The following is a 23,881-nucleotide window of genomic DNA, read 5'->3' on the forward strand; positions in this document are numbered from 1 at the left end:
AAAACACATAGGGATATCTTAAGAAAACGCATGAGGATATTTAAAAAATCACATATGGATATCTCAAGATGATGGAGGTTGTTCCATCCAGCAACTAAGTGACTATAAAAAATAACGGATAGATGATACATCGCCCCTTGAGAGGAGATTAACCAACTATCCGTTATATAGTAAATTAGTTTTATGCTTCTATTCCTAATTTAGATACCGTTTCTGTTTCTGTTTCTGTTTCTGTTTCTGTTTCTGTTTCTGTTTCTGTTTCTAACAAGTATATCACTTAATCATGATGAGGTTTCAATGCTTTTTCGTAGTTTTCAGAAACTTTATCCCAGTTAATGACCCGGAAGAATTCCTTAATATAGTCTGGGCGACGGTTTTGGTAGTGCAAGTAGTATGCATGTTCCCAAACGTCTAAGCAAAGAATGGCTTTTTTACCTTCTAATAAAGGATTGTCTTGATTCGCAGAGGATGTAACTTCAAGATTGCCTTCTTGATTTACTACAAGCCAAGCCCAGCCAGAACCAAAGCGTGTAGCTGCCGCAGTGGAGAAGCTTTCAACGAAAGCATCATAACCGCCAAGTTCAGCGTCGATAGCCTCTTTCAAAGGGCCTTGCAATTTAGACGTATCAGGTTTTGTCATAATTTCCCAGAACATAGTATGGTTCTTATGACCGCCACCGTTATTGATAACTGCTTGGCGGATGTCCTCTGGCACATTAGCGATGTCGCCAAGGATGCAGTCTACACAGCCATAGGCTAGATCAGGGTATTTCGCGATAGCAGCATTTAAATTATTAACATACGCTTGATGATGCTTGTCATGATGTAATTTCATTGTTTCTGTGTCGATAACAGGCTCAAGATAATCATAAGCGTATGGTAATGGTGCGAGTTCGAAAGGTTTCATAGTAGTCCTCCTTAAATTTAGGGCATGGAACGATATGTATCAGTACGCATCGTTCTAGTGAAAGCGTTTCGATGCACCTGCATCGGTTATTTATTATTGATATGAATTATCATTCTTTATTTATTGTACACTCTATATAGAAAATCGTCAATGTAAGTCCCCATAGAAAAAGGCTATAGGATAACCCATAGCCTTTACATAAGTTAATCAATATACGATTCGAATGCATCCACACTAAAGGTTCGTTATACACGATTGACCTTCAAACTAATACAGCTACAACAAGCTCGATTAGTCAATGATGCACTGACACATTTTCATTGTTGTTAATGCTGCTTGATGGGATTCTTCCGTAACGCCAGCACAGCAGCTAGAATCTACGTAAACAGGGATTTCTGGCAAACCTGCTTTCAGTATAATCGCATTAGAAACAACGCAAATATCAGTACATAAACCAACGAGCGTGATAGACTCAATAGGGTTCACCGAATTCATGCCTTCCAAACGAGATAATAGTTCAAAGGATCCGAAATTTGGCTTATCGATAAAGGATACAGGGCTCATGATAGGACGCCCTTCTGCAGCTTCGATTAAACCTTTCACAATATGCCAGCCCTCTGTGTTTTTTACGCAGTGCGGTACGGGTAACATTTTTCCCTCTTGGTGCTCAAGATAATCTATACCATGCGTGTCGCGGGTGAAAATAATAGGCCCGTCAAAGATTTCAATTTTTTTGCGCACATTATCTACAATCATCTGCGCTTGCGTCGAACCAAGGGCACCATCTACAAAATCATTTTGCATATCGATAACAACTAGAACCTTTTGCATAGTTCCTCCTGTATATAGTCTACAAAGAACACATTAATTATTCACTACACTACTAGTTATACTCTTAATTTTTGATAACATCAATAGCAGTCATTTATTCTTTTTCCTCGGCCAATGCATGGCGCACTCGATCGGGTTTATTATGGGCTAATTTACTTGCTGCTGCGGCTGCCACGGCACCAACAAGATCGTCGAGGAATGTATTACAGTGACCGCCCTCTTCACTATCTAGCTTCTTAATAATACCCGGCTTCACCTTATCTAAATAGCCATAATTCGTAAAGCCAATAGAACCATACAGATTAACGATGGAAAAGGCCAAGATTTCATCGATGCCATAGAGGCTTTCATCATTAGCCACGATGCGTTGCAAAGGCTGAGACAGTTTATTTTGTTCCGTTAACTTGTCGAGCTCAATGCCCGTAATTATCGCATTGTGTACCTCTCGTTTTGAAAGCACGGATGCCACATGCTCACGACACTCTTCAATCTTTAAATTCGGCATATACGGTTTTTGAACGTATAAAACGAGCTCTGCAATATCCTCTAACGTAACACCACGCTCCACCAATAGGTCGTAAGTATATTTCTCTAAATCTTTTGTAGATTCCATAAGTGCTCCTTTATTTTTTCTTAGGCTTATCACCGGATAGCATAACAATACTAACTGGAATGGTTATCACCAACTCTTCCTCTGTATCGACATGCTTTGTATTCCAAGCCGCCTCTTTGGCAGCCTCTTCAAAGATGGGGTAAGCCTCTCGATCTAATTTCCAATTATTAGGCCCCGCTTCAACGGCCACAATATTCCCCTTATCATCGGTCTTAATCTCCACTGGAACAATTAAGGTACCGTCAGCACTCGTTTTGAAAGCCTCACTAGGAATGATGACATTATAAGAGATTTGTTGCTGTAATTCATAGGTACGCTTATCTGTAGGCTTTAAATCAGCCGCTAAAGAACTAACAGTTCCCATCGTAAAAGCCAATAAGGCTAGTAACACAACACGTTTTAACATAATTTCCTCTCGACTAAATACTCTCACGCTACACGCAGTATACGTTGATTATACCACGAAAAAATCCCTACCGATGCATAATCAGTAGGGATTTTTTTATAGTTAGATTTTCTTAACCATTTCGGATTTCAATGCCATCGCACCGAAACCATCGATTTTGCAATCGATATCGTGGCCATCACTAGCACCAGTGATGAGGCGAATATTTTTTACGCGCGTACCTTGTTTCAAGATGCCAGCGCCTTTTACTTTGAGGTCTTTTACAACAACAACTGTATCGCCATCAGCTAGCTCGTTGCCGTTAGCATCGCGAATGATACCTGCTTCAGCTGCAGCTTGTGCGTCAGCCGCTGTCCATTCATTGCCACACATAGGGCAGATAAACATATGACCATCTTCGTATGTGTACTCATCGCCGCACTTAGGGCAGTTAGGTAAATTTGCCATTTAGATCTCCTTTTCTCACTACATAATGAAAGTATTATACCATATAATACGTATTGCTATCCTTATAATTGTGTAAAAGTTGTACGAAATTAATTCGTATTTTTCAATATTCAAAATCCGCTATATACTAATAACGAAAGAGCCATTAACGTGAGTTAGGTTCATCTCCGTCTTTTCGAGGGAGGTGACATTATAACTGTATACGAAGCATTATCATTAATGATTTTATTCGCTACCCTCGTAGTGTTAATTCTTAAAAAGTAACTAATAAATAGTTACAAAATAAGATAAACCTAACGTTTAAGACTAAGTACTGCAATACTTAGACACGTTAGGTTTATCAAATTCAACATTCTTTGATGAGCCTAACGCCTAGAACACGTTAACTGGCTCTTTTGTACTTATAGTATAGTCTGAATTCTAGAGGCTGTCAATTTACATCGTCCTTAGAGGATATTATAAAATGAAAAGGAACATAAATAACAAGATCTTCTTTAACATCAATATACCCTATATTCCAAACTGTATCTTTTGCAGACTGTACTAATTTTGAATATATCTCATCATTAGATATATTCTCATTTGAATCTAACTCAACAGAAGTAATACGTCCTTGAGAATCCGTTCTTATCATTAATGTAAAACTATAATCTTTATCATTCTTCGTTCTAAGGACTTCAGCCGGAACCTTTAACTGAGAATGTATCTGCTCATTAAGAGAGCGTTGTATATCAAACGTATCCCTCTGATAATCAGCAAAAGCATTAATAGGACTCAAAACAACTAGCAATAAAAATAAATATAAAACTCTAACCATAAAACTTCACCAATCATAACACACAACATAAAATTATTATTGAGTTTTATATTAACAAAACAAATAAAATATGTCCATTCAGTCCAAGTTCCAATTAATTTACAATGATGTCATATTTACTTATCTAGTTCGAATTGACTATATATGTCAACCCCTTTATAATGTAATAAAGAGATAGCCAACGAGTGGTTCCGTCAGGCTCATCCCAAAACATTATAAAACATGTAGAAATGGCCTTTCGTTTTCAGCTACCAGTTGGTAACGAAGGGCTATTTGTCGTTATTACGACAAATCAGCACTATCAATGCTCCAAAGGAAATAACTACAAAAGGGAGACTCACAACGGAGTCTCCCTTTATTCATCTATACCAAATCAACTAAACATCTACAATCCTTGCAGAAGTTGTAAATAATCTTGCCGTTGACTAAATATATTATATATGCGCACTTCTTTTTCATCATCAAAGACACGATATAGAATAATATTTTTATTAATAATCAACATACGATAGTTTTTATTACGTAAAACAGTATGTCTTGGAATCATGCCCATATAAGGATTATCCGCTAATAAAAAAATTCTATCCTTAATCTCTTGATAAACAGACTTGGCAGTTTCATTGGAAAAAGATTGCTTTACATGCAGAACAATATGATGCAATGCCTGATCGGCCTGCGCCATAATAATGATACGATAAGCAGTGTCTTCCATAACTATTCCGCCTCAGATAACAACTGTTCTATGCTGACAAAAGTATCCTCAATAGGACCCATTCTACCTTTTCGTTCATCTTCCTCTGCCAAAGCAATAGCCTCTAATAATTCTATCTGTGCTTTCAATTTATTATAGGTTTCATATCCCATACATACCGTATCACCACGACCATTTACCGTCATAATACAAGCTTCATCCCCTGTTTTCAAAACTGTAGAGATTTCATTATATTTATTTCTTAAATCCGACGATGGCCGGATACTTTCACGTAATAACCCCATAAAAGCACCTCCTCATATACAAATTATATCATAATTTGTATATGAATTGTGAAGCACTAATCCTATCCCAATCGTTTACGCAAGATAGCATAGAGAATCATGCTAATAATAACGCTCATAACGGCTTGAATGGTATTAGTCACAATACTAGCAATGGCTACACCTGGATCGAAGACGAAGTATTCCGCAATAAAGTAGCCCGCTACGATGATAATGCCACCTACGATGGTTGCCACCAAGGCAGAGGTAGTTGTCTTATTGTTATAGACAGTACCGACAAGATAGCCTTCAATGCCTTTCACCACGAAGGTGATTGGTACAAAGACTGCGTAGCCGAGGAATAAATCAGCTAACGCTGGACCGATAGCACCAATATAGGCGCCGTATTTTCGACCTAATAATAGAGCTGACGTCATAATAACGACATCTCCAACATTGAAATAGCCGCGAATGCCAGGTACTGGAATTTTCGTGTACATGGTAAACAGTGTTGCGAGGGCAATCAATACGGCTGTGAGTACTAACGCGGACGTAGTACTGCGGGTTTGAACGTGTTGCATAGCGTCCTCCTTATAAAAAATAGACATGTGACTATATCCATCACATGCCTATACTATAAACTTTTATGGTAACACCTGCAAATAGAAGGAATTAACAATACATCCTTAGTAAATTCTATCATCATTTACTTTCAAAATAGATGCTCTTCACTAGACTTTAACTTAATATAGATACCATTTTATTATACAGATTCTCTCAAGCAACGATAATTAATTAGAAAGGAACTAGCCATGAACATTTTAATCATTTACACCTATCCTAATCATCAGAGTTTTAATAGCGCTATTCTGAAAGTAGTGCAACAGAATCTTTCAAAAGAGCACAATGTGAACACTTTGGATCTATATGAGGAGCCATTCGATCCCGTATTGCGATTCGATGACATGCACAAACGTCGAGATTTAAGCACTGTGCCGGACATGGAAAAGTATCGTAATTTGATTACTTGGGCGGACCATATCATCTTTATCTACCCTATTTGGTGGGGCGGTATGCCGGCTGTACTTAAAGGCTTTATCGATCGCGTATTTACAGCGGGCTTTGCCTATTCCTATGGTAAAAGAGGCCTTATAGGTCATTTACAAGGGAAATCAGCCTGGATTATCACCACACATAACACTCCCGTCTTTTTGACGCCGTTTATTCAGGACTATGGCAAGGTATTAAAAAATCAGGTTCTGAAATCCTGTGGCATTAAACCTGTTACACATACCCAGTTGGCGGGCACAGAAAACAGTTCGGACGAAAAACGTCGGCGTTTCTTAGACAAAATTGCTAATATCGCCAGAAGTATTTAACATTTCTAGTATACTATGATTTTTTACCAAAGATTACTTGGTTACCAAAATCACAAATAAATTTACATTAGACTGCTTACAGTTTGCGCTAAGTCAAAAACAAACTGTATACGAAAACCTTCCCAATTACATAGATATTACTCTTCAAATCTCTCTTCTACATTATAGAGAACCTCGCAGTCACAACCACCACCTTCGTTGACAATCCAGTCTAGTACGCTTTCCACATCTACCTTTTGTTTTTCTAAGAATTCTCTAGTGAAAGTCAAACTATGATCGCAACCATCATTTGTCTCTAATTTCTCATCTACATAGTCAAAGAGATTCCAAAACAACTCTTCGTCCATAGGTAAGCTATCTTTAAAATTCTGTTTTTCTTTAGCTTTATAGCCTTTCAATAATTCCTTTTTACGCGCTTTGTCCATTATGATTACTCCCTTTTATATCTTATAAGTTATAGCTCATGACTTATATCTCAAGCCTTATTTCTCATATAATTCTGGTCGTTCTAAAACTGTGCCATATTTTAATTTTGGTAATTTAACGAATTCAGGATACAACTGCTTAACCTCTTTACAAGATTTTAACGTAAGATGTTCTAAATTATTAAGTTCTAAAATGGGAGAGTAGTCTTTATCTATCACCTTTGCCGTTAAAAAGCTAAAAAAACGCAACTGTTTCATATGCCGTAAAAATCCTAATGATTGAACCTTAAGAATTTTTGGCGATGCAAAATCACCTTCTAAGGCGAGACTTTCAAGATGTTTTAGATTAGCTAATGGCGCATAATCATCAATTTGTTGAAAGTTTTCAATCGACAGCGCTACTAAATTTACTAATCTTGAAATAGGCTCTAAGCTCGATACACTTCTTCCAGACCCAATGTGTAGATATTCTAGCTCTTGTAAGTTCTCTAATTTTGAAATATCTGGATAAACGCCCCATTTTATATGTAATTTTTTGAGTCTCCGTTGGGCACAGACCGCATCAAATAACTCCTGTGGCATTCTTGTACAAAACATGAGCTCTGTAAAGATATCTGGATGTTCAACTAAAAAACTACACCACTCCTGTAAAATGCGTTTCTTATCTTTAGCAGAATAGTCTTCATCTAGCTGTGTGCAATTAATCATCAGCCTGTCTTCACCATCATATTCAGAAACCTCAACTACAGATTTTATTCGTTTCTCATCCTTATAATAATAGTCAAAGCCATATTTAATTTGCTTTTCTGTTAACACTGCCATTTACAATTCCTCATCTTCGTCAGTCCCATAATCAGTTTATCTATAACCAGAGCCATGTCCAACAGATTATAAGGGGCCTAGCAAATTGATACAAGCACATGCCCCTTCGCCTCAAGCACTTTTTTATAGAACACCTTCATCTGCTCGAAATCGTGGAGAATCTCATCTTTGATTTCTTCCTCCTCCTCATCATAGTCCCAAATATTTGGGTAAAGCTCTGCTTCTTTGCAAGCAGTCATATCAAAAGATTCGAGTGCACTTTCAATATCAAATTGATCTAGAGCTGCCACGATATTGGCTAAATGATTGTGTTCTGTATATGCTACATAGTCTGATATATCCTCAACAGCCATTACGCCTAGTACCGCTTGGCTAAGAGGATTTTTATCGTCTTTATGGTCAGTGCCCACACCAGTTAGCACAAAATGGAGTACATCCCACATCTTGTCGATATCAAGCAATAACTCATCGTCGTCATTCCACTCTTCAACACTTTCAAGAATTTCCTCTTCTTCTGAGCCCATGGCTTTAAGCTCTTTTAAATTTACATCGCTTAAACAGCTATAATTAGCAATTAGTCCCATAGTCTAAACCCTCCGTAGATAACTAGTAATCTAGAATCTCTCTAGATATTTAATAATCCATGATTTCTATAAATATTTAATAGAGTATAACCTCCATAGATTATTAGTGGTTAATCTCTGTCAGTAATTCTAGCAATGTAACCTCATATTTGTTATTTTTGTCTAACAATGGCTTACATAATAGAAGCACTTGTAAAGAATAGTAGTAAAAGCTAAAGAACAGGTCATCCGGAAATACCTCTTCTTCCTCATATCTAAGGATATCTTCGTCTTCATCGTACTCTTCAGACCAAAGATATTCTTCGTTGAGCATATCCGCAAAGTTAGGTAATTGATCTGCATGCTCTAGCATAAGACCATCTCTAATGCACTCAGCAATCACAGTAAATAGATCTACCAATTGTTCTACTAAATAATGAGCTACTTCATTCTTAGTTCTCTCTTCTAAGGCTTTCTTAAAAATACGAAGCAAGAAAACCATAGCAAATGGCGTAGCATGCCATAAAGTCGATTGATGCTCAATGTTTTGGGCTAGCTCTTCACCTGCCGCATCAATGGCATCAACGTTCTTCATATCCCACAACACCTCAAGATGAGCAGGAAAATCTGTAGCACGGCCGTAAGTTGTGGTCAATCGATGCCATGGTATGTCACTGACTTTCACAGTTTCTATATATTGTTTCGTCACAGTATCCATTAAATTTACACCTTTATAGTAATGCATTCTCCCGAAGATTATTTCTGAATAACCTCTTTCACCAGTTCATAGGTGTCTATAAGACGTAGTTTTCCTAGCCTAGGATTATCGGCAATCTCCTCATAGATATCTTCCAACGTGCCTGCTGGTGCTAGTTTCCACAGCTTGCACGGATATAACTCAACGGTTCCGATGATTTCTAAATTTTCTAGCAATAGGCCTAGGTCCTTATGATTAAACCAACAATCGGTATCGATACCGAAATTTGTATTGTCTTTCCGGCAGGCGATTTTACTATTTAAAAACTGCTCCATTGTAGGTTTTTCTTTTTGTAAAAGCCGCGTACAGGCCAAATGGTACTCGATTTTCCGCGGTGATTGATCCACGTCAGACACAAAAATAGCTCCATACTCGTTTTCAAACTTAACAGCTAATACGTCGCCCACCTTAAAATAAGGTTCTCGCTTTGTTTTAGATTTACGAACCTTTAGAGGCTTTGGATTTTCACTTTGTAGTTGTACGGCTAATGTATCTAACACCTTTTGACGTTGTTTGAGCGCCTTACTATCAATTTCTAGCCAAAACTCATGAGCGCCCTTCGCGATTATGTCTAATGCTTTCTCTTTGATATCCTGCGGCAGATGACCTATCTTCCACAGGGAATAGGCTACAGCAGTCCAATAAATTTCTGTATAGAATTCGTCAGTGCAAAAATTCTGCTCTTCAGCCAAAATCTCTGAAACAATTGTATCAATACTAGTGCCATCTCTATAGCGCTCAACAATCAAATTATAAATATCATGGCCATCATCACTATCTATGATTTTTACTCCATCAATAGCCATATAATTCTCCTTTTAAGCAATACGTCTAGAAAAACAGATTTTGTGATTCTGTAACGGTTCCATCATCTTCATGGAAATAACAAATATATAAAGGAGCTCGATTTGCAGTATCATAGAATTTTTGTAATTCAGCAGCCACATTTGCTTCTAAAGGCATGCCTAGCGCCTGAACAACGGTTTCCCATACATCCATTTCTGTATAAGAAGCGATTTCATCATGACGCTCATTGGCATAGGCTTCGAGAGTAGATATGTCCGTATATTGGCTGGCGTCACAATAGTCATGCCAGCAAATGCTATACACCAATAAATGAATTAAATCATCTACACTTTCAGCTATACGACCACATTCCCCTTCGCTACTCATATATCCGATAGATCCATCCTCCAATTGATGATATTCGCCACCGGCACCATCTCGAGCAAAAGCTTTGCCGGGTAAAGAGAATGTGCATCGCCCTTCAGCAGTATCTCGTTCTTCCAACCCGTCTAATAGGCAGAAATCAAACAGCATATCAAACTCTTCAGCTAGTTTAGCGTCATTTCGTAATGTTTCTAAATAGTTCATATTGATAACCTCTTATTCTATCGGCTCATTACCGGTTATTTCATCGGGCCATGAGCGGCAATAAAATCATCCTTACTCTGTTGTAGTTCTTTTTTAGCCACCATGTACTGTTTCAAGTCAATTTGTCCGTTCTCTTTTTGTTCAGTTAAGGTCTTTTCTTTATTTATGATTCTAATCCAGTCTAATTGTGTACTAAATTGAGTATTAACGCCTTCACTATTTTCTCGTAACGCAAGCAACGCAAAGACTTCATCCATGCCGAGATTAAACATGTCGCTTTCAAAATCGATAGGTTCAAAATAATACCGAATCACATCCTCCCCAAATTCGTCGTTTAATTTCGCCCATTCTGCCCCTGAAAGCACGGTAAAGCCGAGCGTATCGTTCCCTAGACTTTCAGTAAACCAACGTACCTCATAGTCAGGCTTAACGAAGTCATTGAAATATTTGATGGTCACATCTCGATCTTGTTCATCGCCATAAGGAATTTGCAGCTCTTTGTTGCCATTCTTCAATACAATATCGTCACCATAGGGCTTGCCATTACTAACGATTTGAATATCGATAGGCTCATCCATCATATCATTAAAATAATTCACCACATCTTCGTCGTACTCACGCCAATCAATCCAGATAATAGCCTCAGAATCAAATAAATCAACTAAATCCATATCATGACTAAAGAAATCTTTGACTAGATTATACATACCTTCCATCGTCTCTCTCCTGTTTATTATTTATATTGAAAGTTAAGCCTTGCCATACTAACATCCAATAGACTCTCTGCTTAACTCAGCTATACAAACAGCTCCATTGCTAACAAGTACGCTAAAGCGTTTCATATATAACATCTTGTTGAGCCGTAAATTTTTCATCAAAAGATACTAATACATATAGTTGTCCCACGGTCGTTTCGCCCACATCATAACCTAGTGCAAATGCTCCATAGCAGCCGGATGTATCTAACATAATATCTGTTAGTTTTAGCACCACAGACTCATCTGGAGGCATCTCCTTTTGGATGATTTTCTGTGCCACTCGGTCTAATTCATCTAATTGAACATATAACTTTGGCCAAAATGTTAGTGAAAGCATCTCGTCCTCTGTATAACCAGAGCAGCTAATATTGAGGCTATTGAAGGCTTGTTCTACATTTTCTACTTGAGTCTTTACTGTATCCTCTACAAGATTTTTTACTTGAGTCTCTATTGTATGATTTTCGTGATTTGCGACTCCATCGGCCACTAATTGACGGGCTACAAAGTAAACGCCATGCGGTTCTACAGTCCAGCTTTCAACGTTCCATAATGTCATTAGTTCAGATTTTATCATTATGATACCCCACTAGTTCGCCACACTCCACTAGTTCATTATCCTGCAATATCCGCACTAACAGGGTTCCCATCCGCATCAATATTGGCTATGATGCAGTGTCCCCAGAAAATATCGTCATCGTCATAATAGACCTCTATGGTGCCATCATTGCGGAACGCCAATTCGCCCATAGTAATACGCTTGGCAAATGTTTCTGCCGTAATCGGATCTTGGTCGTCGTTGTCTAGCCAATCATTAGCAAGATCTAGCAATGTTTCACTAATGTATGCGCTAATTCGTTGTTCAAAGTCTTTGAAATTATCGATTTTATTGAAAGCCTCCAATGCAACGGTGCAGCTTTCATCAGACCCCTCGTCTACATCAAGGGTGAATGCATAATCATCAATTCTAGCTATGTAATATTGATACTCTCGATTTAACAGGAATTCACCCCTGTCAGTATGAAGGTATTTAGGGGTTTTCAAATACGCCGACAACGCCTCTAATTCGCTATGTTTAGCGTGCTCCTCTAACACCTCGAGCACATAATAGCGATTATTCCAAGAGGGACGCATATAGCCTAAATCCTCTAAGGGCTTAGCTTTCTTAACTAACAGTTTATAGACACCGTGTGGCTCAAAAGAATAACCCCATCGATCATCAAGGCCCTCAATAATCCACGTCAAAATGCCTTCGCTACGGTCAAGCACGCCAGTTCGAGTATCTAGGATAGCATCGGTAGACACCAGTGGTCTATGGTACTTATCTAAATAAGGACTAGCCCCATTTGCATCGCTACGCGGCAATGCATAGATTTCAAACACTTCCGGCTCAAACTCGGCTTCATATTCTGGTAGACGTACAATACTCATATGACTCTCTCCTATTCATCACATTTATACAGTGCAAACTGTTTACAGTTAATAATTACGACCATTTATAGATACTGCCACATTATAATCATGCCACTACATCATAATTTTCGTTACATCACAAACGTTCAGCTACATCGATTCTATGTAATAGCTCTTTCGCTAGCTCTTGGGCTCTTTTAAATTCCTCATTTGAAAGTACCATGAGCACCAAACTATCTGTGCCGATGTCCATACCTACTAACTTATGGTTTTTCCACGTGGAATTAAAATGTGCGCACCAGTCCCCAATACATTGACTGTCATCGAATGCGGATGTATCAATAGATACATCTCCAGTTAAATTTTCATCAGTAGATAAATTTTTATTATGGATTAACTTCTGCACATTATAAAGAAAATCCTCTAATTCGATTTTCAAAGATAACTCTACAGCACGACCAGTAGATAGCAACTTCTCATAGAGATTCCACCAGCTATCTTCTAGTTCTTCCATGGAATGTAACTTTGCCTTGGACATGAATGATTTGGCTTGTTTAGCATCGCCTAGCAACAACGTTGCTAACTCTGTAAATGTCGGTTTCGTCTGATCGATATCTAGATACGCTACTTCCACACACGAACTACAATCAGGTACTCTGCGTTTTTTCACAAAAGCCCGCATCATCTTCACTGCGTCAGGATAGCTTACATCAGCCATGCGATAGGTCTTGCCATCTATATCTAAGAATAAATCTACTGCATCCTGCTTTTTACCTACACGTGCTTTCATGGCAGTACATCCATCGATGGCATGAGGTGGGTATAATTCAACATACATGAAATATCCATCATGCATAGCCTTTAATGTATTATCTATACCTACTATATTAAAACCATTCCGATTATAATCAGGGCTCTTCATATGCCATTCTTCGTAATTGTCGAAAAGTTTTTCTTGAATCCAATTGTAAAAGCTCATATACACTCTCCACTATATACCGTCGCTTACCTGTAATATGTAACTGAATATGTATCTTAATTATATCATTATTAAGGAATACTTATAATAAAAGCACCGCACTTTTACATTTAAAAGAAATACATATTATAAATACATATTATAAAGACACTGTACTTTCATATTTAATAGAAAAAATACCCCTACAAGATACGTCTTGTAGGGGTATTAATCACACTATTTGGATTCTTATTTAGATTCTAATTTATTTAGATTCTAATTTAGCTGCCAATTCATTATATTTTTGTGCTAATTCATTATACTTTTCAGATAGGTCTTTCATATCTTTCTTGAGTTGTGCCGCATCTTCAGTAGTTACCTCTTCGGAGCTTTTACCAAATTTGAAATTAGCACCTAAGCTAATAGAATTACGGCCGTTACCAACAGTAGTGGCAGCATTAAACATGGTGTTTTTATTAGGGCGATAGAAGGCACCTAAAGCTGCTGCATTAGCATTTTTATAATTACCAAAGCCAACAGAGTAGGACCATTTGTCATGTTTATCGAAATCTAATGGATGCAAGCCAGCAAGTGCTGCAGAAGCCGCCGCTACGCTAGATACTTGTTGATCAGTATACGCTTTAGCTTCATTCAAGCTATTCGCGCCACCATTAATAATGCGATTATTTAACGTATTAATATCGCCTTCTATGGTAGTGATACGATTTTCATGATTATCTACTACATCTTTAATAGCATGTAGTTGAGAGCCATTGACTGCATCAGTAGATGTAGCAGATACACGACCTGCTGCTACATTTGTAATGGTACGTTCTGCACCACTATCACCAATGCTCAATGTACCAACTGCATTTCCACCAGCAAAACTATATGTTCTGCCACCGATAACACCGGAACTAGTAGATACAGCTGTGTCAGTAACAGACTTAGCCCCGAGTGCAATGCTGTTGTCTGTTGTAGCCTTCGCATTTGTACCGATAGCGATGCCATTTTCCTTTGTTGTAGTTGCGCTATGACCGATTGCTAAAGAGTCCTTTTCTGCTGCATTAGCTAATGTACCGGCAGCAAAGGCACTTTTACCAGCACTAGTAGAATAGTTACCTAATGCTACAGCATCCTCATTAGAAGCTGCAGTTTTAAAGCCCAATGCTGTAGAATACGCACCGCTAGCATTTGCATAAGATCCCACTGCAGTTGTATTCATAGCAGTTGCTTCTGCATTAAAACCAAATGCAGAGGACTGATTACCAGAACCTGTGGAGCTATAACCTACTGCTGTAGCGTAATCATTTTTTGCTTTTGCATCATAGCCAATCGCTGTGCCCATAACGTTATTGGCCTTTGCATTATTACCGATAGCCACAGTATTTTGAGCAGTTGCTTCTGCTTTACGACCAATGGCGTATGCATCATCGTACGTTGCTTTCGCAGTATCACCAAAGGCGATAGCATTATTACCTTGCACCTTGGCACCAGTACCACCTACCAAGGCATTATTACCTTTAATGGTGTTATTCATGCCCAAAGCCACGGAGTTCTTACCATCGATGCTATTATGTGCACCAACTAATAAAGAGTTAATCGCATTGTCATTATTAGCATGGTTAAAGCCGCCTGCAATATTATTAGTACCACCAACAGTATTGCTAGTACCTACTACCAAGCTGTGAGTAGCAGAGTTTGTATTATACCAACCTGCTACGATGCTACCTGGACCAGATACAGTATTATTGCGACCAGAAGTGATACTATCAGAAGCAGAAGATCGAACTGTATTCTTGTCACCACCGAGCAATATATTATTTACAGGGGAGAACATATCATTCTCAACTTTGTTATTTCCACCATAAGCAATGGAATTCTGCATACTTAATGGCGCAGCAGTGGTAGCACTAATATCTAAATTAGATGCTGCAAGTGCTGTTGTAGTAATACTTGCGGTAATCATAGCCGTTAACAGTAATTCTTTTTTCATTTGGTTTCCCCCTTTTAAGACAACACAAACAATAAACCTAAAAAAAGATTCAAAGCTATCTAATGGAACTTGAATCTTATTGTACCCCTCTATACACTATTCATTGTTAAAATATGAATAAAATATGAATATTACTCTAATATTATAATTCTAGCTCATAAGAATTGCAAGATAATACAAAAAGAAGGCATAAGGCTTATAAAAGCTGTATACCTTCTTTTCTATACTGGTGCGCCTAACCGGAATCGAACCAGTGACACGCAGTTTAGGAAACTGCTGCTCTATCCTACTGAGCTATAGACGCATGTATACTTTATTATATCGTTTTTAATAAAGTATACGCAAGGCGTCCTTATTGTTGTAGGTATTGGTTATTTACTTGTTTTTGTTCTTCTGGGCTGAGATTTTGATAGCCTTTAGCTAATGCACTTACCCAAGATCCGTAAGCAGGGTTTGGGAATACTACAAAGGTAGTACCAAAGTCTTCTTTATGAGCATCGATAATGCCATTTCTTTCAGCTAGTGTCTTGCCTTTTGTGCCGATTGGGAAATCACCAGCGTTATCGCCCATGTATAGAACGACATAATATTTTTTAGCAATCGCATCAAAGCGAGGTTGTTTGTCAGAGTCTTTTTCGAATAGTAGTACATGGTCTTTATCAACAGATGGGAAGCCTAATTCTTTAAAGTTCTGTATCGTTACATCAAGGTTTACTGGGGCGTAACGATTTGATACGTAGAAAATTTCTACACCTTGTTTATGTACTTCGTTTAAAAACTCAACGGCACCTGGCATAGCACGAGATTCGCCTTTATGGACCGCCGCGCGCCACCAAGGAGCATCGAAGCGACCATTGCCATTAGCGATGCTTTCACCCATCAGTTTTGTATTGTCTACTACTGTTTCATCCGCATCAAGAACGATAGCTAAAGGCTTTCTCTGATGAGATGGATCTGCAACAGCCATTTTAACAAGATTCATCGCAACATTATACCCCTGATATGCCAGTGCTCTATACTCCGCAGAAGTGCGCATCCATAACAGCCCCATCGTCTCAGTATCAGCTTGATACTGCTGCTTTTGCTTCAGTGCTGCTTGCTCATCTAGTACTACTGCAGCTTTTGCCGGCTCACTATTAGCAGCTACAGTATTAGCTACCGTATTCGTAGCCGCTATACTATTAGTCGGTTGAGTTGATTGAACCTGCACTACCATCGCTGTAGGAACTACAGGATTTGCCTTCACTGTCGTCGGAGAGTCCGCCTGTACTACAGGCCCTACGCAAAGGCTACCACCAAGGCAAGCCACCGCTACATACCATGCCAAACTACTACGTTTCATAATTGCCTCCTAACCACATTGGCTCTTTGTATAAATACAATACACAATGTAATTCTACATAGGTATACGAAAGTCCTCTATAGTTTTATATACTATCTGTATATTTTAAATCGATTTACACAAGAACTATGCTATAATACAGCTGTTGATAGTATTAGAGAGTTCTTATTCAAAAGAGGTATATGTAATGAAACTATGTAAACGATCAATTATTACCAGTTCACTATTAGCTGTATTGGCTATATCATCTGCGTACGGGGCTACACCTGTACAGCCAAGTGAAAGCACAGACACTGCAGTGGTTGATATGGATTATTCTAGCATTCCAGAGTTAAAAAAATCTATCGAAAGCGCAACACCAGCTATAGTACAATCTACACTTGATGCTTCTGAGGGAAAAGCTACTAACGGCAAACCCATCTATTCGACAGTCACTATGTCTGGTAACCGTGTTGTATCCGTAAAAACATACAAAACAAAAGAGGAACAAGAAACGGCGATGTTAAAAGAGCGCGAACGCTTAGACAAAGTCACTGCAGAACGTCGTGCTAAAAGAAAAAATGAAACACGCACAGATATGCTAAAAAGTTTGACGCCAATACCGTTCTATCCGCCTGTTAGTGAAACACGGGACTTACAAAGTGAAATATTCTCTAGACCATTTGGTAGACAACTCGATTTGCGTTTAGTCGAGGCCTATATACAAGATTATGATAAAGCAAAACCAGGCGATATTTATGTCTATGCTGATTATGTAGACTACACATCTAAACAGTTATTAGGCGAAAAGGATGGCACTACTGCTATTTCAGCTATGATTTTACGTACAATCATGAGAAAAGATGAAAACAAAGCTTTCAGCATCGATGTAAATGCGTACTTCATAAATCCATCAACGCATACAATTTCCATAAGTCGTTCTGAAGATGCAAAGGGTATCGATATCAAGAAGAACGAAAGGGCTGAGGCTGTATTTAAACTACCTTCACACCAACTACAAGTCGGCGATCCGCAGTATGAAATTGCTAAGCTTATGTACCAAGACTTAACAAATAAGAAATTTGATTAGCAATATTTAAATACACACACATGACAAAAGCCCCTCCTTACTATGAGCTACATAGCAAGGAGGGGCTTCGTTTTAATTTAAGGAAGGTCTTTTAATCGTCAGTGTTATTCAGAGAGAGTATCTCTGTTATGTAAAAAGTATTTATAATACTATTTCACATCGCTAAAGTCGATGTTCATACCCAATGCTTTAGCAACGCCTTCACCATAAGCTGGATCACATTGATAGCAATGTTTTGCATGGCGTTCTTTAATGAAATCAGGTACGCCATCCATAGCTGCTGCTGTGTTTTCGAACAAGATTTGTTGTTTTTCAGGGCTCATGAGGCGGAACAACTTACCTGGTTGTGTGTAGAAGTCAGAGTCATCTTCGTAGAAGTCGTATTGGTATGCTGCACCAGATACGTCTAAGCCAGGATTTTTGAATTGAGGTTGTTCAGCCCATTCACCAAAGCTATTAGGTGCATAGCCAATAGTGGAGCCATGGTTACCATCCACACGGCCTTGGCCATCACGATGGTAGCTGTTAACAGGGCATTGAGGTGCATTAACAGGAATTTGATGGTAGTTTGCACCTAGACGATAGCGCTGTGCATCGGCATAGGAGAACAAACGACCTTGCAACATTCTGTCAGGGGAGAAAGATACACCCGGAATGATTGTAGAAGGTGCGAATGCAGCTTGTTCTACATCTTGGAAGTAGTTTTCAGGATTACGATTAAGTTCCATTACACCTACTTCAATCAATGGGAATTCATCGTGGTACCATACTTTTGTTAAGTCAAATGGGTTGTATGGCATGTTGTTAGCTTGTTCTTCTGTCATCACTTGGATGCATAATTTCCATTTAGGAAAATCACCGCGTTCAATGGCATCGAAGAGATCACGTTGATGGCTTTCACGATCATTAGCCACAATTTCAGCAGCCTCAGCATTGGAGAGGTTTTCAATTGGTTGTTGGCAAACCCAGTGGAATTTAACCCATACGCGTTCATCGTTTTCATTAATTAGACTATATGTATGGCTACCGAAACCATGCATTGTGCGGTAGGATTTAGGAATACCACGGTCACTCATAACGATTGTTACTTGGTGAATAGCTTCTGGCAAGCTAGTCCAGAAGTCCCAGTTTGCTGTCGCATCGCGAAGGTTTGTTTGTGGATTGCGTTTAACAGCGCGATTCAAATCAGGGAATTGCAATGGATCGCGGATAAAGAATACCGGTGTGTTGTTACCTACAAGGTCCCAGTTACCTTCTTCTGTATAGAATTTTACAGCAAACCCACGAATATCGCGCTCTGCATCAGCGGCACCACGTTCGCCAGCAACTGTGGAGAAACGTACAAACAATGGCGTTTGCTTGCCTACTTCAGAGAAAAGTTTTGCTTTTGTATATTTAGTAATATCGTTCGTTACTGTGAAAGTACCAAATGCGCCGGACCCTTTTGCATGCATACGGCGTTCAGGAATTACTTCACGCGCAAAATGACCTAGTTTTTCCATAAACCAAACATCTTGCATCAATACAGGACCGCGTTTACCTGCTGTTGCAGAATTGCGATTATCTGGTACAGGAGCACCAAAAGCTGTTGTTAGTTTTTTTTCATCACTCATATTACAGACTCCTACTTAGAATAATAAAATATGTAATAATATATTTCCTTAAAAATGTAATGAAGTATATTATTGTATAAAACTTGATAAACATCATCAATCAATAATCATTATTTATTACTTTCAAATGAATCATAACATATAAATAGAGATTACACAACACAAAGTCTTGTATACATGTTATCATCTACAACTAAAAATTGAGAACCTACCTATCATATCTAACTAGTGGATCAATAGTTCTTATCATTAACTAGGTTAATTTATTGCATAAGAATCTACCCAGAATAAGCCAAATAAAAAACACCTTGTTCCTACGATAATAGGATACAAGGTGCATTTTGTTTATGTCCTTTTGTTTACGCTGGACGGCTCCAGTCGACTTGTACGTCGATAGCTTCCCACATGCGTGTTAAAGCTAATTTTAAGTTATCTAAAGATTCTAATGGTTTTACAGTCAAGCGTTCATATGTATCAAGACCTGTAGCATGCTCGATGGCATGTTCGTCGTTCAAGTAAGCGATAACCTTATCAACCCACTCTTGTTCAGGTAAATCTACGGACACTGTTTTTGCTTCTGTGTCATAGGACAAGAAGCCATTGCTGTTGATGCCATAATGGATGGCTACACGAAATAAACTCATATCTATACCTCTCTTGCGGTAATTTTTAAACACTATATCCATATTGTAACATGAACAATTATATTAGTGAAAGTATTCAATATGAGTTCATCAGAATTTTTTTGGTTCCTTCTTCTCAGTAGTTTCTGCGTCCACATTGGCGGATGTATCATCAGCCGTATTAGACGGTATATCATCTACCGTATTAGATGGTGCATCTCCACGAGCATCTACTGCAGATTTCAGTTCTGATCGTTTTCGACGCGTTCCATTGTCTCCGTGAAAGCGTTGCCACAGCGCCCCGCTCATGATGACAGTCTCCCCAAATTTAGACTCTAACGAATCTAACACGCTAGCTAGCTTATCTTCTGTTTCATCCTGTGGTGACTCAAAGAGGCTATCTTGCATAGGTACCTCTTCGTCGAGACCACTCACAGTAAGGCCTAACAAACGTATAGGACCAGGCGGCTCCATAAAGGTAATCCCTTTAGAACTACTATATTTAGAATTCCTAGACTTTACCTTTGTAGTTGCCCCTAATATTTCCACATCTTTCTTTGTGCCTTTAGGCTGCTTACTTGTCTTATCTTGCATGAGCTTGTTCCACAGGAGTAGCGCAGTTTCGAAGAACACATGCTCATGGTCTGATGGCGTATCTAACCGCTTTTGGCGAGATACGGTGGTGAAGTCATCATAGCGAACCTTAATAGACACGGTATGACCTAACAGATTACGTTTTCTCAATCGCTTTGATAAGCGGTTCGCAAAGTATCTAAACTCTAGTTCAATGGCACTACCATCCGTTAAATCTTCTTCGTAGGTTTCCTCAGCTCCAATAGACTGTATTTTGCGATCGGTTTCCACCGGTCTATCGTCAATCCCGTTCGCTAGCTCCCATATGCGGCGCGCCTGGTTACCCACGAGGGGAATTAAACTGCTTTCATCAGGCAATGCTTGAATATGACGCATCAAGTGAAAGCCCCCTGTTTTCAAGATTTTTTCTGTACGAGGACCTACGCCCCAAATACGTTTAATCGGCAAGGGAGCTAAGATCTCTTTTTCACGGCCATAAGGTATGACTACAAGGCCATCGGGCTTATCTAAATCGGATGCCAATTTGGCAAGGAATTTGTTCGGTGCTAAACCTGCAGAGATGATGAGTCCAGTTTCTTCAAATACACGGTCTTTAATGGCTCTGCCCAGTGCTTTAGGTCCACTGTACATAGTAGACATACCGCTAACCTCGAGGAAGGCCTCATCTACAGATAGGGGCTCAATGTAAGGAGTGAATTCTTTCATAATGGAAAAAATCTGTTCCGATACCTCTTTATAGCGGTCCATGCGAGGATATACGTAGATACCATCGGGACAGAGTTTCTTAGCTCGTGAAATAGGCATGGCCGAATGAACACCGAATTTGCGCGCCTCATAGGAACATGTAGCAACGACGCCACGTGAAGAAAGACCACCCACGATAACGGGGTGGCCTTTATATTCTGGATGATCCAGTTGTTCGATGGACGCGAAGAATGCATCCATATCAACATGCATAATCCATCGTCTCATTGTTACGCTTCTTTTTCGTGCTCAGAAATACGGCAGTATTTAATTTGTGCGCAAATACACTCATCCTTAGATTTATATAATTGAGGGATGATCTCTAAAATATCGCCAAATGTAGCTTCATTAATGGAATAACGAGTCCATAAGCCATTACGTTGAGAGTTAACTACACCTGCATCAATTAAGATTTTCATGTGGTAGCTCAACGTAGATTGAGACAAATTGAAGCTAGCTAAAATATCAGCTGCACATAATTCATTGCAAGACAACATATCGATGATGTGTAATCTTGTTTCATCGCTTAATGCCTTGAAAATCGTAGCTAAACGTTCATAAGAAACTTCAACCATATCTTTAACTCCTCAAATCCGTATCAAAAAATGTCAATCTACTTTCTTGAATCTATTATATACTATTTCTTAATGTAAATCTATTTTTTTCTTTATATTTGTATCTTAATAATTTATTATGAATATCATTTTTAAATAAATGAGTAATTTTTATCACATTATAAACTCATTTAAGCACGCCACAGGTTGTATATCGTGAATATTTTAAATAAATTTTCATCTCATAGATTTATTCAGATATACATTAAATTGTATATATAAAGGTTTTGTGCAATTATCTTCTATAGAATTTTCGATATACACATTTTTCGATAACCTTATAGCATACTTCGATATACCGCACCACATTAACGACCGAAAGAATTAGATGTATTATACTTTTTTTGTAGTCTAAATCATTTCATTACAAAAGGCTCCTCTTAGAGGAGCCTTATCTGTATAATTCTATAAATCGATTGCATAGCAGTAAAATTTTAGCAATTATACTGCTACATCGACGCTATCGAATGTAATCATTTATATTATATCAAATTAGTATAGCTTAAAATACGTTTACTAAGTCGATAGTTTGGCTACGGTTAGGGCCAACAGATACGATACCCAAAGGTACGCCTGTTACTTCTGCAATGCGTTCTACATATTTGCGAGCATTTTCTGGAAGTTCTTCGTATTTACGGATACCAGAGATATCAGTTTCCCAACCTGGCAATGTTTCGTACACTGCTTCGCATGCTTCAAGATCTTTTAAGTTAGCTGGGAAGCCTTCTACATCTTTACCATTCAATTTGTAACCTACGCAGATTTTTAATTCTTTAAACGTATCAAGAATATCTAAACGAGTGATCGCAAGGTAATCTAAGCTGTTAAGGCCTGCAGCGTATTTTACAACCATAAGGTCTAACCAACCGCAACGACGAGGACGACCAGTTACAGTACCGAACTCATGACCAAGTTTACGAAGGTTTTCGCCAGTTTCGTCAAGAAGCTCCGTAGGGAATGGCCCTGCACCAACACGTGTTGCATAAGCTTTTACTACGCCGAAGATATTTTTCAAGTAGTTAGGACCTACACCAGCACCTGTGGAAGCACCACCTGCAATTGGATGAGAAGATGTTACGAATGGATATGTACCATGATCAAGGTCAAGCATAGTTGCTTGCGCGCCTTCAAACAATACTTTTTTATCCTCCTGAACTGCTTTAAGAACAGCAATGTTAGTGTCTGTTACATATGGTTTCAAAGCTTCAGCGTATTTGATGTAGTCCGCTAAGATTTCATCGTAGTTAACGCCTTCTGCTTCGTATACTTTAGTAAGAATTTTATTTTTGAATTCTACGTTATACGCCAATTTTTCTTTAAATGTTTCAAGATCGTACAAATCGCACATACGAATACCAACACGATTGATTTTATCCGCATAGCAAGGACCGATACCATTTTTAGTAGTACCGATTTTAGCATCACCTTTAGATGCTTCCTCTGCATTATCTAAAGCGATATGATATGGCATGATAACATGCGCACGGTCAGAAATTTGAAGGGTTTTAGCAGATTTGCCTTGTTTTTCGAGACCTTCAATTTCTTGTAACAAAACTTTAGGGTCGATAACAACACCAGTACCAACAATATTTTGTTTGTTATCGTACAAGATGCCGCTTGGCAAGAGGCGAAGCGCAAATGCTTTGTCATCTACTACAACAGTATGACCTGCGTTATTACCACCTTGACTGCGCACTACAACGTCTGCACGTTCCGCGATCCAGTCAACGATCTTACCTTTACCCTCGTCACCCCATTGAGTGCCGATAACCATACTTGTTGCCATATCTATATCCTCCATGTGAAAGTCGAAATAATTCATTATCATTATACAACAATGTTCG

Annotated in this window: 28 protein-coding genes and 1 tRNA gene; 2 read left to right on the forward strand and 27 right to left on the reverse strand. The window is 38.6% G+C overall.

The window, feature by feature from the left end; genetic code table 11:
- Positions 1 to 277: 277 nt before the first annotated feature.
- The 9 genes from KH364_RS06235 to KH364_RS06275 form a co-directional block, all read right to left on the reverse strand.
- On the reverse strand, positions 278 to 907 hold the full coding sequence (locus tag KH364_RS06235) for a superoxide dismutase (protein ID WP_273298995.1): 630 nt from the start codon (positions 905 to 907) through the stop codon (positions 278 to 280).
- Between the two features lie 291 nt (positions 908 to 1,198).
- The gene (locus tag KH364_RS06240) at positions 1,199 to 1,738 is read right to left on the reverse strand and encodes an isochorismatase family cysteine hydrolase (protein ID WP_273298996.1); all 540 of its coding nucleotides are present in this window, start codon (positions 1,736 to 1,738) and stop codon (positions 1,199 to 1,201) included.
- A gap of 94 nt (positions 1,739 to 1,832) precedes the next feature.
- Complete coding sequence (locus KH364_RS06245) at positions 1,833 to 2,351, reverse strand: phosphatidylglycerophosphatase A (RefSeq protein WP_273298997.1); 519 nt, start codon at positions 2,349 to 2,351, stop codon at positions 1,833 to 1,835.
- Between the two features lie 10 nt (positions 2,352 to 2,361).
- The gene (locus tag KH364_RS06250) at positions 2,362 to 2,757 is read right to left on the reverse strand and encodes a hypothetical protein (RefSeq protein ID WP_273298998.1); all 396 of its coding nucleotides are present in this window, start codon (positions 2,755 to 2,757) and stop codon (positions 2,362 to 2,364) included.
- A gap of 102 nt (positions 2,758 to 2,859) precedes the next feature.
- Positions 2,860 to 3,204, reverse strand: a complete 345-nt coding sequence (locus KH364_RS06255) for a zinc ribbon domain-containing protein YjdM (protein ID WP_060923753.1) — start codon at positions 3,202 to 3,204, stop codon at positions 2,860 to 2,862.
- Positions 3,205 to 3,634: 430 nt separating this feature from the next.
- Positions 3,635 to 4,021: a hypothetical protein gene (locus KH364_RS06260; RefSeq protein WP_060923752.1), complete on the reverse strand. Its 387-nt coding sequence runs from the start codon at positions 4,019 to 4,021 to the stop codon at positions 3,635 to 3,637.
- A gap of 385 nt (positions 4,022 to 4,406) precedes the next feature.
- Positions 4,407 to 4,733 carry a type II toxin-antitoxin system RelE/ParE family toxin gene (locus tag KH364_RS06265; RefSeq protein ID WP_273298999.1) on the reverse strand — a complete coding sequence of 109 codons (327 nt, stop codon included), beginning with the start codon at positions 4,731 to 4,733 and terminating at the stop codon, positions 4,407 to 4,409.
- A gap of 2 nt (positions 4,734 to 4,735) precedes the next feature.
- Complete coding sequence (locus KH364_RS06270) at positions 4,736 to 5,017, reverse strand: type II toxin-antitoxin system Phd/YefM family antitoxin (protein ID WP_273299000.1); 282 nt, start codon at positions 5,015 to 5,017, stop codon at positions 4,736 to 4,738.
- 62 nt (positions 5,018 to 5,079) lie between these two features.
- Positions 5,080 to 5,577: an ECF transporter S component gene (locus KH364_RS06275; RefSeq protein WP_273299001.1), complete on the reverse strand. Its 498-nt coding sequence runs from the start codon at positions 5,575 to 5,577 to the stop codon at positions 5,080 to 5,082.
- Positions 5,578 to 5,808: 231 nt separating this feature from the next.
- Between KH364_RS06275 and KH364_RS06280 the strand changes: the two genes are divergently transcribed.
- Entirely contained in the window at positions 5,809 to 6,375 is a 567-nt protein-coding gene (locus KH364_RS06280) for an NAD(P)H-dependent oxidoreductase (RefSeq protein WP_273299002.1), read from the forward strand.
- Between the two features lie 137 nt (positions 6,376 to 6,512).
- Here KH364_RS06280 and KH364_RS06285 read toward each other — a convergent pair whose 3' ends face one another.
- The 13 genes from KH364_RS06285 to KH364_RS06345 all read right to left on the reverse strand — a co-directional run bounded on the left by KH364_RS06285 (position 6,513) and on the right by KH364_RS06345 (position 16,780).
- Positions 6,513 to 6,800, reverse strand: a complete 288-nt coding sequence (locus tag KH364_RS06285; protein WP_273299003.1) for a DUF2695 domain-containing protein — start codon at positions 6,798 to 6,800, stop codon at positions 6,513 to 6,515.
- A gap of 57 nt (positions 6,801 to 6,857) precedes the next feature.
- Positions 6,858 to 7,622: a leucine-rich repeat domain-containing protein gene (locus KH364_RS06290; RefSeq protein WP_273299004.1), complete on the reverse strand. Its 765-nt coding sequence runs from the start codon at positions 7,620 to 7,622 to the stop codon at positions 6,858 to 6,860.
- Positions 7,623 to 7,699: 77 nt separating this feature from the next.
- Complete coding sequence (locus KH364_RS06295) at positions 7,700 to 8,206, reverse strand: DUF1877 family protein (RefSeq protein WP_024066754.1); 507 nt, start codon at positions 8,204 to 8,206, stop codon at positions 7,700 to 7,702.
- Between the two features lie 103 nt (positions 8,207 to 8,309).
- Positions 8,310 to 8,903 carry a hypothetical protein gene (locus KH364_RS06300; RefSeq protein WP_273299005.1) on the reverse strand — a complete coding sequence of 198 codons (594 nt, stop codon included), beginning with the start codon at positions 8,901 to 8,903 and terminating at the stop codon, positions 8,310 to 8,312.
- A gap of 38 nt (positions 8,904 to 8,941) precedes the next feature.
- On the reverse strand, positions 8,942 to 9,748 hold the full coding sequence (locus tag KH364_RS06305; protein ID WP_273299006.1) for a hypothetical protein: 807 nt from the start codon (positions 9,746 to 9,748) through the stop codon (positions 8,942 to 8,944).
- Positions 9,749 to 9,773: 25 nt separating this feature from the next.
- Positions 9,774 to 10,316, reverse strand: a complete 543-nt coding sequence (locus tag KH364_RS06310) for a hypothetical protein (protein ID WP_273299007.1) — start codon at positions 10,314 to 10,316, stop codon at positions 9,774 to 9,776.
- A gap of 35 nt (positions 10,317 to 10,351) precedes the next feature.
- A complete protein-coding gene (locus KH364_RS06315; RefSeq protein WP_273299008.1) occupies positions 10,352 to 11,032 on the reverse strand; it encodes a hypothetical protein in 681 nt (226 codons plus the stop codon).
- Positions 11,033 to 11,144: 112 nt separating this feature from the next.
- Positions 11,145 to 11,648, reverse strand: a complete 504-nt coding sequence (locus tag KH364_RS06320) for a hypothetical protein (protein WP_273299009.1) — start codon at positions 11,646 to 11,648, stop codon at positions 11,145 to 11,147.
- A gap of 38 nt (positions 11,649 to 11,686) precedes the next feature.
- Complete coding sequence (locus tag KH364_RS06325) at positions 11,687 to 12,502, reverse strand: DUF2262 domain-containing protein (protein WP_060923744.1); 816 nt, start codon at positions 12,500 to 12,502, stop codon at positions 11,687 to 11,689.
- A 118-nt stretch (positions 12,503 to 12,620) separates the two neighbouring features.
- Entirely contained in the window at positions 12,621 to 13,463 is an 843-nt protein-coding gene (locus KH364_RS06330) for a DUF6630 family protein (protein WP_129823283.1), read from the reverse strand.
- Positions 13,464 to 13,707: 244 nt separating this feature from the next.
- Positions 13,708 to 15,438, reverse strand: coding sequence for a YadA-like family protein (locus tag KH364_RS06335; RefSeq protein WP_129823282.1), 1,731 nt, complete (start codon positions 15,436 to 15,438; stop codon positions 13,708 to 13,710).
- Positions 15,439 to 15,665: 227 nt separating this feature from the next.
- Positions 15,666 to 15,742, reverse strand: a tRNA-Arg gene (locus tag KH364_RS06340).
- Positions 15,743 to 15,790: 48 nt separating this feature from the next.
- Complete coding sequence (locus tag KH364_RS06345; protein ID WP_273299010.1) at positions 15,791 to 16,780, reverse strand: 5'-nucleotidase, lipoprotein e(P4) family; 990 nt, start codon at positions 16,778 to 16,780, stop codon at positions 15,791 to 15,793.
- Between the two features lie 187 nt (positions 16,781 to 16,967).
- Between KH364_RS06345 and KH364_RS06350 the strand changes: the two genes are divergently transcribed.
- Positions 16,968 to 17,849, forward strand: a complete 882-nt coding sequence (locus KH364_RS06350) for a hypothetical protein (protein ID WP_273299011.1) — start codon at positions 16,968 to 16,970, stop codon at positions 17,847 to 17,849.
- 149 nt (positions 17,850 to 17,998) lie between these two features.
- Here KH364_RS06350 and KH364_RS06355 read toward each other — a convergent pair whose 3' ends face one another.
- The 5 genes from KH364_RS06355 to KH364_RS06375 all read right to left on the reverse strand — a co-directional run bounded on the left by KH364_RS06355 (position 17,999) and on the right by KH364_RS06375 (position 23,823).
- Entirely contained in the window at positions 17,999 to 19,462 is a 1,464-nt protein-coding gene (locus KH364_RS06355) for a catalase (protein WP_265138075.1), read from the reverse strand.
- Between the two features lie 359 nt (positions 19,463 to 19,821).
- Positions 19,822 to 20,106: a hypothetical protein gene (locus KH364_RS06360; protein ID WP_060923739.1), complete on the reverse strand. Its 285-nt coding sequence runs from the start codon at positions 20,104 to 20,106 to the stop codon at positions 19,822 to 19,824.
- 90 nt (positions 20,107 to 20,196) lie between these two features.
- A complete protein-coding gene (gene dinB / locus KH364_RS06365) occupies positions 20,197 to 21,651 on the reverse strand; it encodes a DNA polymerase IV (RefSeq protein WP_273299012.1) in 1,455 nt (484 codons plus the stop codon).
- 2 nt (positions 21,652 to 21,653) lie between these two features.
- Entirely contained in the window at positions 21,654 to 21,998 is a 345-nt protein-coding gene (locus tag KH364_RS06370; RefSeq protein WP_009352539.1) for a metalloregulator ArsR/SmtB family transcription factor, read from the reverse strand.
- Between the two features lie 541 nt (positions 21,999 to 22,539).
- A complete protein-coding gene (locus KH364_RS06375) occupies positions 22,540 to 23,823 on the reverse strand; it encodes an adenylosuccinate synthase (RefSeq protein ID WP_273299013.1) in 1,284 nt (427 codons plus the stop codon).
- Positions 23,824 to 23,881: the final 58 nt, after the last annotated feature.

The organism is Veillonella sp. oral taxon 158, assembly GCF_018376515.1.
Lineage (GTDB): Bacteria > Bacillota > Negativicutes > Veillonellales > Veillonellaceae > Veillonella > Veillonella rogosae.

Excerpts from the sequence above, each read along its gene's own strand:
- KH364_RS06235 (WP_273298995.1), bottom strand. The coding sequence starts at position 907 with ATGAAACCTTTCGAACTCGCACCATTACCATACGCTTATGATTATCTT.
- KH364_RS06240 (WP_273298996.1), bottom strand. The coding sequence starts at position 1,738 with ATGCAAAAGGTTCTAGTTGTTATCGATATGCAAAATGATTTTGTAGAT.
- KH364_RS06245 (WP_273298997.1), bottom strand. The coding sequence starts at position 2,351 with ATGGAATCTACAAAAGATTTAGAGAAATATACTTACGACCTATTGGTG.
- KH364_RS06250 (WP_273298998.1), bottom strand. The coding sequence starts at position 2,757 with ATGTTAAAACGTGTTGTGTTACTAGCCTTATTGGCTTTTACGATGGGA.
- KH364_RS06255 (WP_060923753.1), bottom strand. The coding sequence starts at position 3,204 with ATGGCAAATTTACCTAACTGCCCTAAGTGCGGCGATGAGTACACATAC.
- KH364_RS06260 (WP_060923752.1), bottom strand. The coding sequence starts at position 4,021 with ATGGTTAGAGTTTTATATTTATTTTTATTGCTAGTTGTTTTGAGTCCT.
- KH364_RS06265 (WP_273298999.1), bottom strand. The coding sequence starts at position 4,733 with ATGGAAGACACTGCTTATCGTATCATTATTATGGCGCAGGCCGATCAG.
- KH364_RS06270 (WP_273299000.1), bottom strand. The coding sequence starts at position 5,017 with ATGGGGTTATTACGTGAAAGTATCCGGCCATCGTCGGATTTAAGAAAT.
- KH364_RS06275 (WP_273299001.1), bottom strand. The coding sequence starts at position 5,577 with ATGCAACACGTTCAAACCCGCAGTACTACGTCCGCGTTAGTACTCACA.
- KH364_RS06280 (WP_273299002.1), top strand. The coding sequence starts at position 5,809 with ATGAACATTTTAATCATTTACACCTATCCTAATCATCAGAGTTTTAAT.
- KH364_RS06285 (WP_273299003.1), bottom strand. The coding sequence starts at position 6,800 with ATGGACAAAGCGCGTAAAAAGGAATTATTGAAAGGCTATAAAGCTAAA.
- KH364_RS06290 (WP_273299004.1), bottom strand. The coding sequence starts at position 7,622 with ATGGCAGTGTTAACAGAAAAGCAAATTAAATATGGCTTTGACTATTAT.
- KH364_RS06295 (WP_024066754.1), bottom strand. The coding sequence starts at position 8,206 with ATGGGACTAATTGCTAATTATAGCTGTTTAAGCGATGTAAATTTAAAA.
- KH364_RS06300 (WP_273299005.1), bottom strand. The coding sequence starts at position 8,903 with ATGGATACTGTGACGAAACAATATATAGAAACTGTGAAAGTCAGTGAC.
- KH364_RS06305 (WP_273299006.1), bottom strand. The coding sequence starts at position 9,748 with ATGGCTATTGATGGAGTAAAAATCATAGATAGTGATGATGGCCATGAT.
- KH364_RS06310 (WP_273299007.1), bottom strand. The coding sequence starts at position 10,316 with ATGAACTATTTAGAAACATTACGAAATGACGCTAAACTAGCTGAAGAG.
- KH364_RS06315 (WP_273299008.1), bottom strand. The coding sequence starts at position 11,032 with ATGGAAGGTATGTATAATCTAGTCAAAGATTTCTTTAGTCATGATATG.
- KH364_RS06320 (WP_273299009.1), bottom strand. The coding sequence starts at position 11,648 with ATGATAAAATCTGAACTAATGACATTATGGAACGTTGAAAGCTGGACT.
- KH364_RS06325 (WP_060923744.1), bottom strand. The coding sequence starts at position 12,502 with ATGAGTATTGTACGTCTACCAGAATATGAAGCCGAGTTTGAGCCGGAA.
- KH364_RS06330 (WP_129823283.1), bottom strand. The coding sequence starts at position 13,463 with ATGAGCTTTTACAATTGGATTCAAGAAAAACTTTTCGACAATTACGAA.
- KH364_RS06335 (WP_129823282.1), bottom strand. The coding sequence starts at position 15,438 with ATGAAAAAAGAATTACTGTTAACGGCTATGATTACCGCAAGTATTACT.
- KH364_RS06345 (WP_273299010.1), bottom strand. The coding sequence starts at position 16,780 with ATGAAACGTAGTAGTTTGGCATGGTATGTAGCGGTGGCTTGCCTTGGT.
- KH364_RS06350 (WP_273299011.1), top strand. The coding sequence starts at position 16,968 with ATGAAACTATGTAAACGATCAATTATTACCAGTTCACTATTAGCTGTA.
- KH364_RS06355 (WP_265138075.1), bottom strand. The coding sequence starts at position 19,462 with ATGAGTGATGAAAAAAAACTAACAACAGCTTTTGGTGCTCCTGTACCA.
- KH364_RS06360 (WP_060923739.1), bottom strand. The coding sequence starts at position 20,106 with ATGAGTTTATTTCGTGTAGCCATCCATTATGGCATCAACAGCAATGGC.
- dinB (WP_273299012.1), bottom strand. The coding sequence starts at position 21,651 with ATGAGACGATGGATTATGCATGTTGATATGGATGCATTCTTCGCGTCC.
- KH364_RS06370 (WP_009352539.1), bottom strand. The coding sequence starts at position 21,998 with ATGGTTGAAGTTTCTTATGAACGTTTAGCTACGATTTTCAAGGCATTA.
- KH364_RS06375 (WP_273299013.1), bottom strand. The coding sequence starts at position 23,823 with ATGGCAACAAGTATGGTTATCGGCACTCAATGGGGTGACGAGGGTAAA.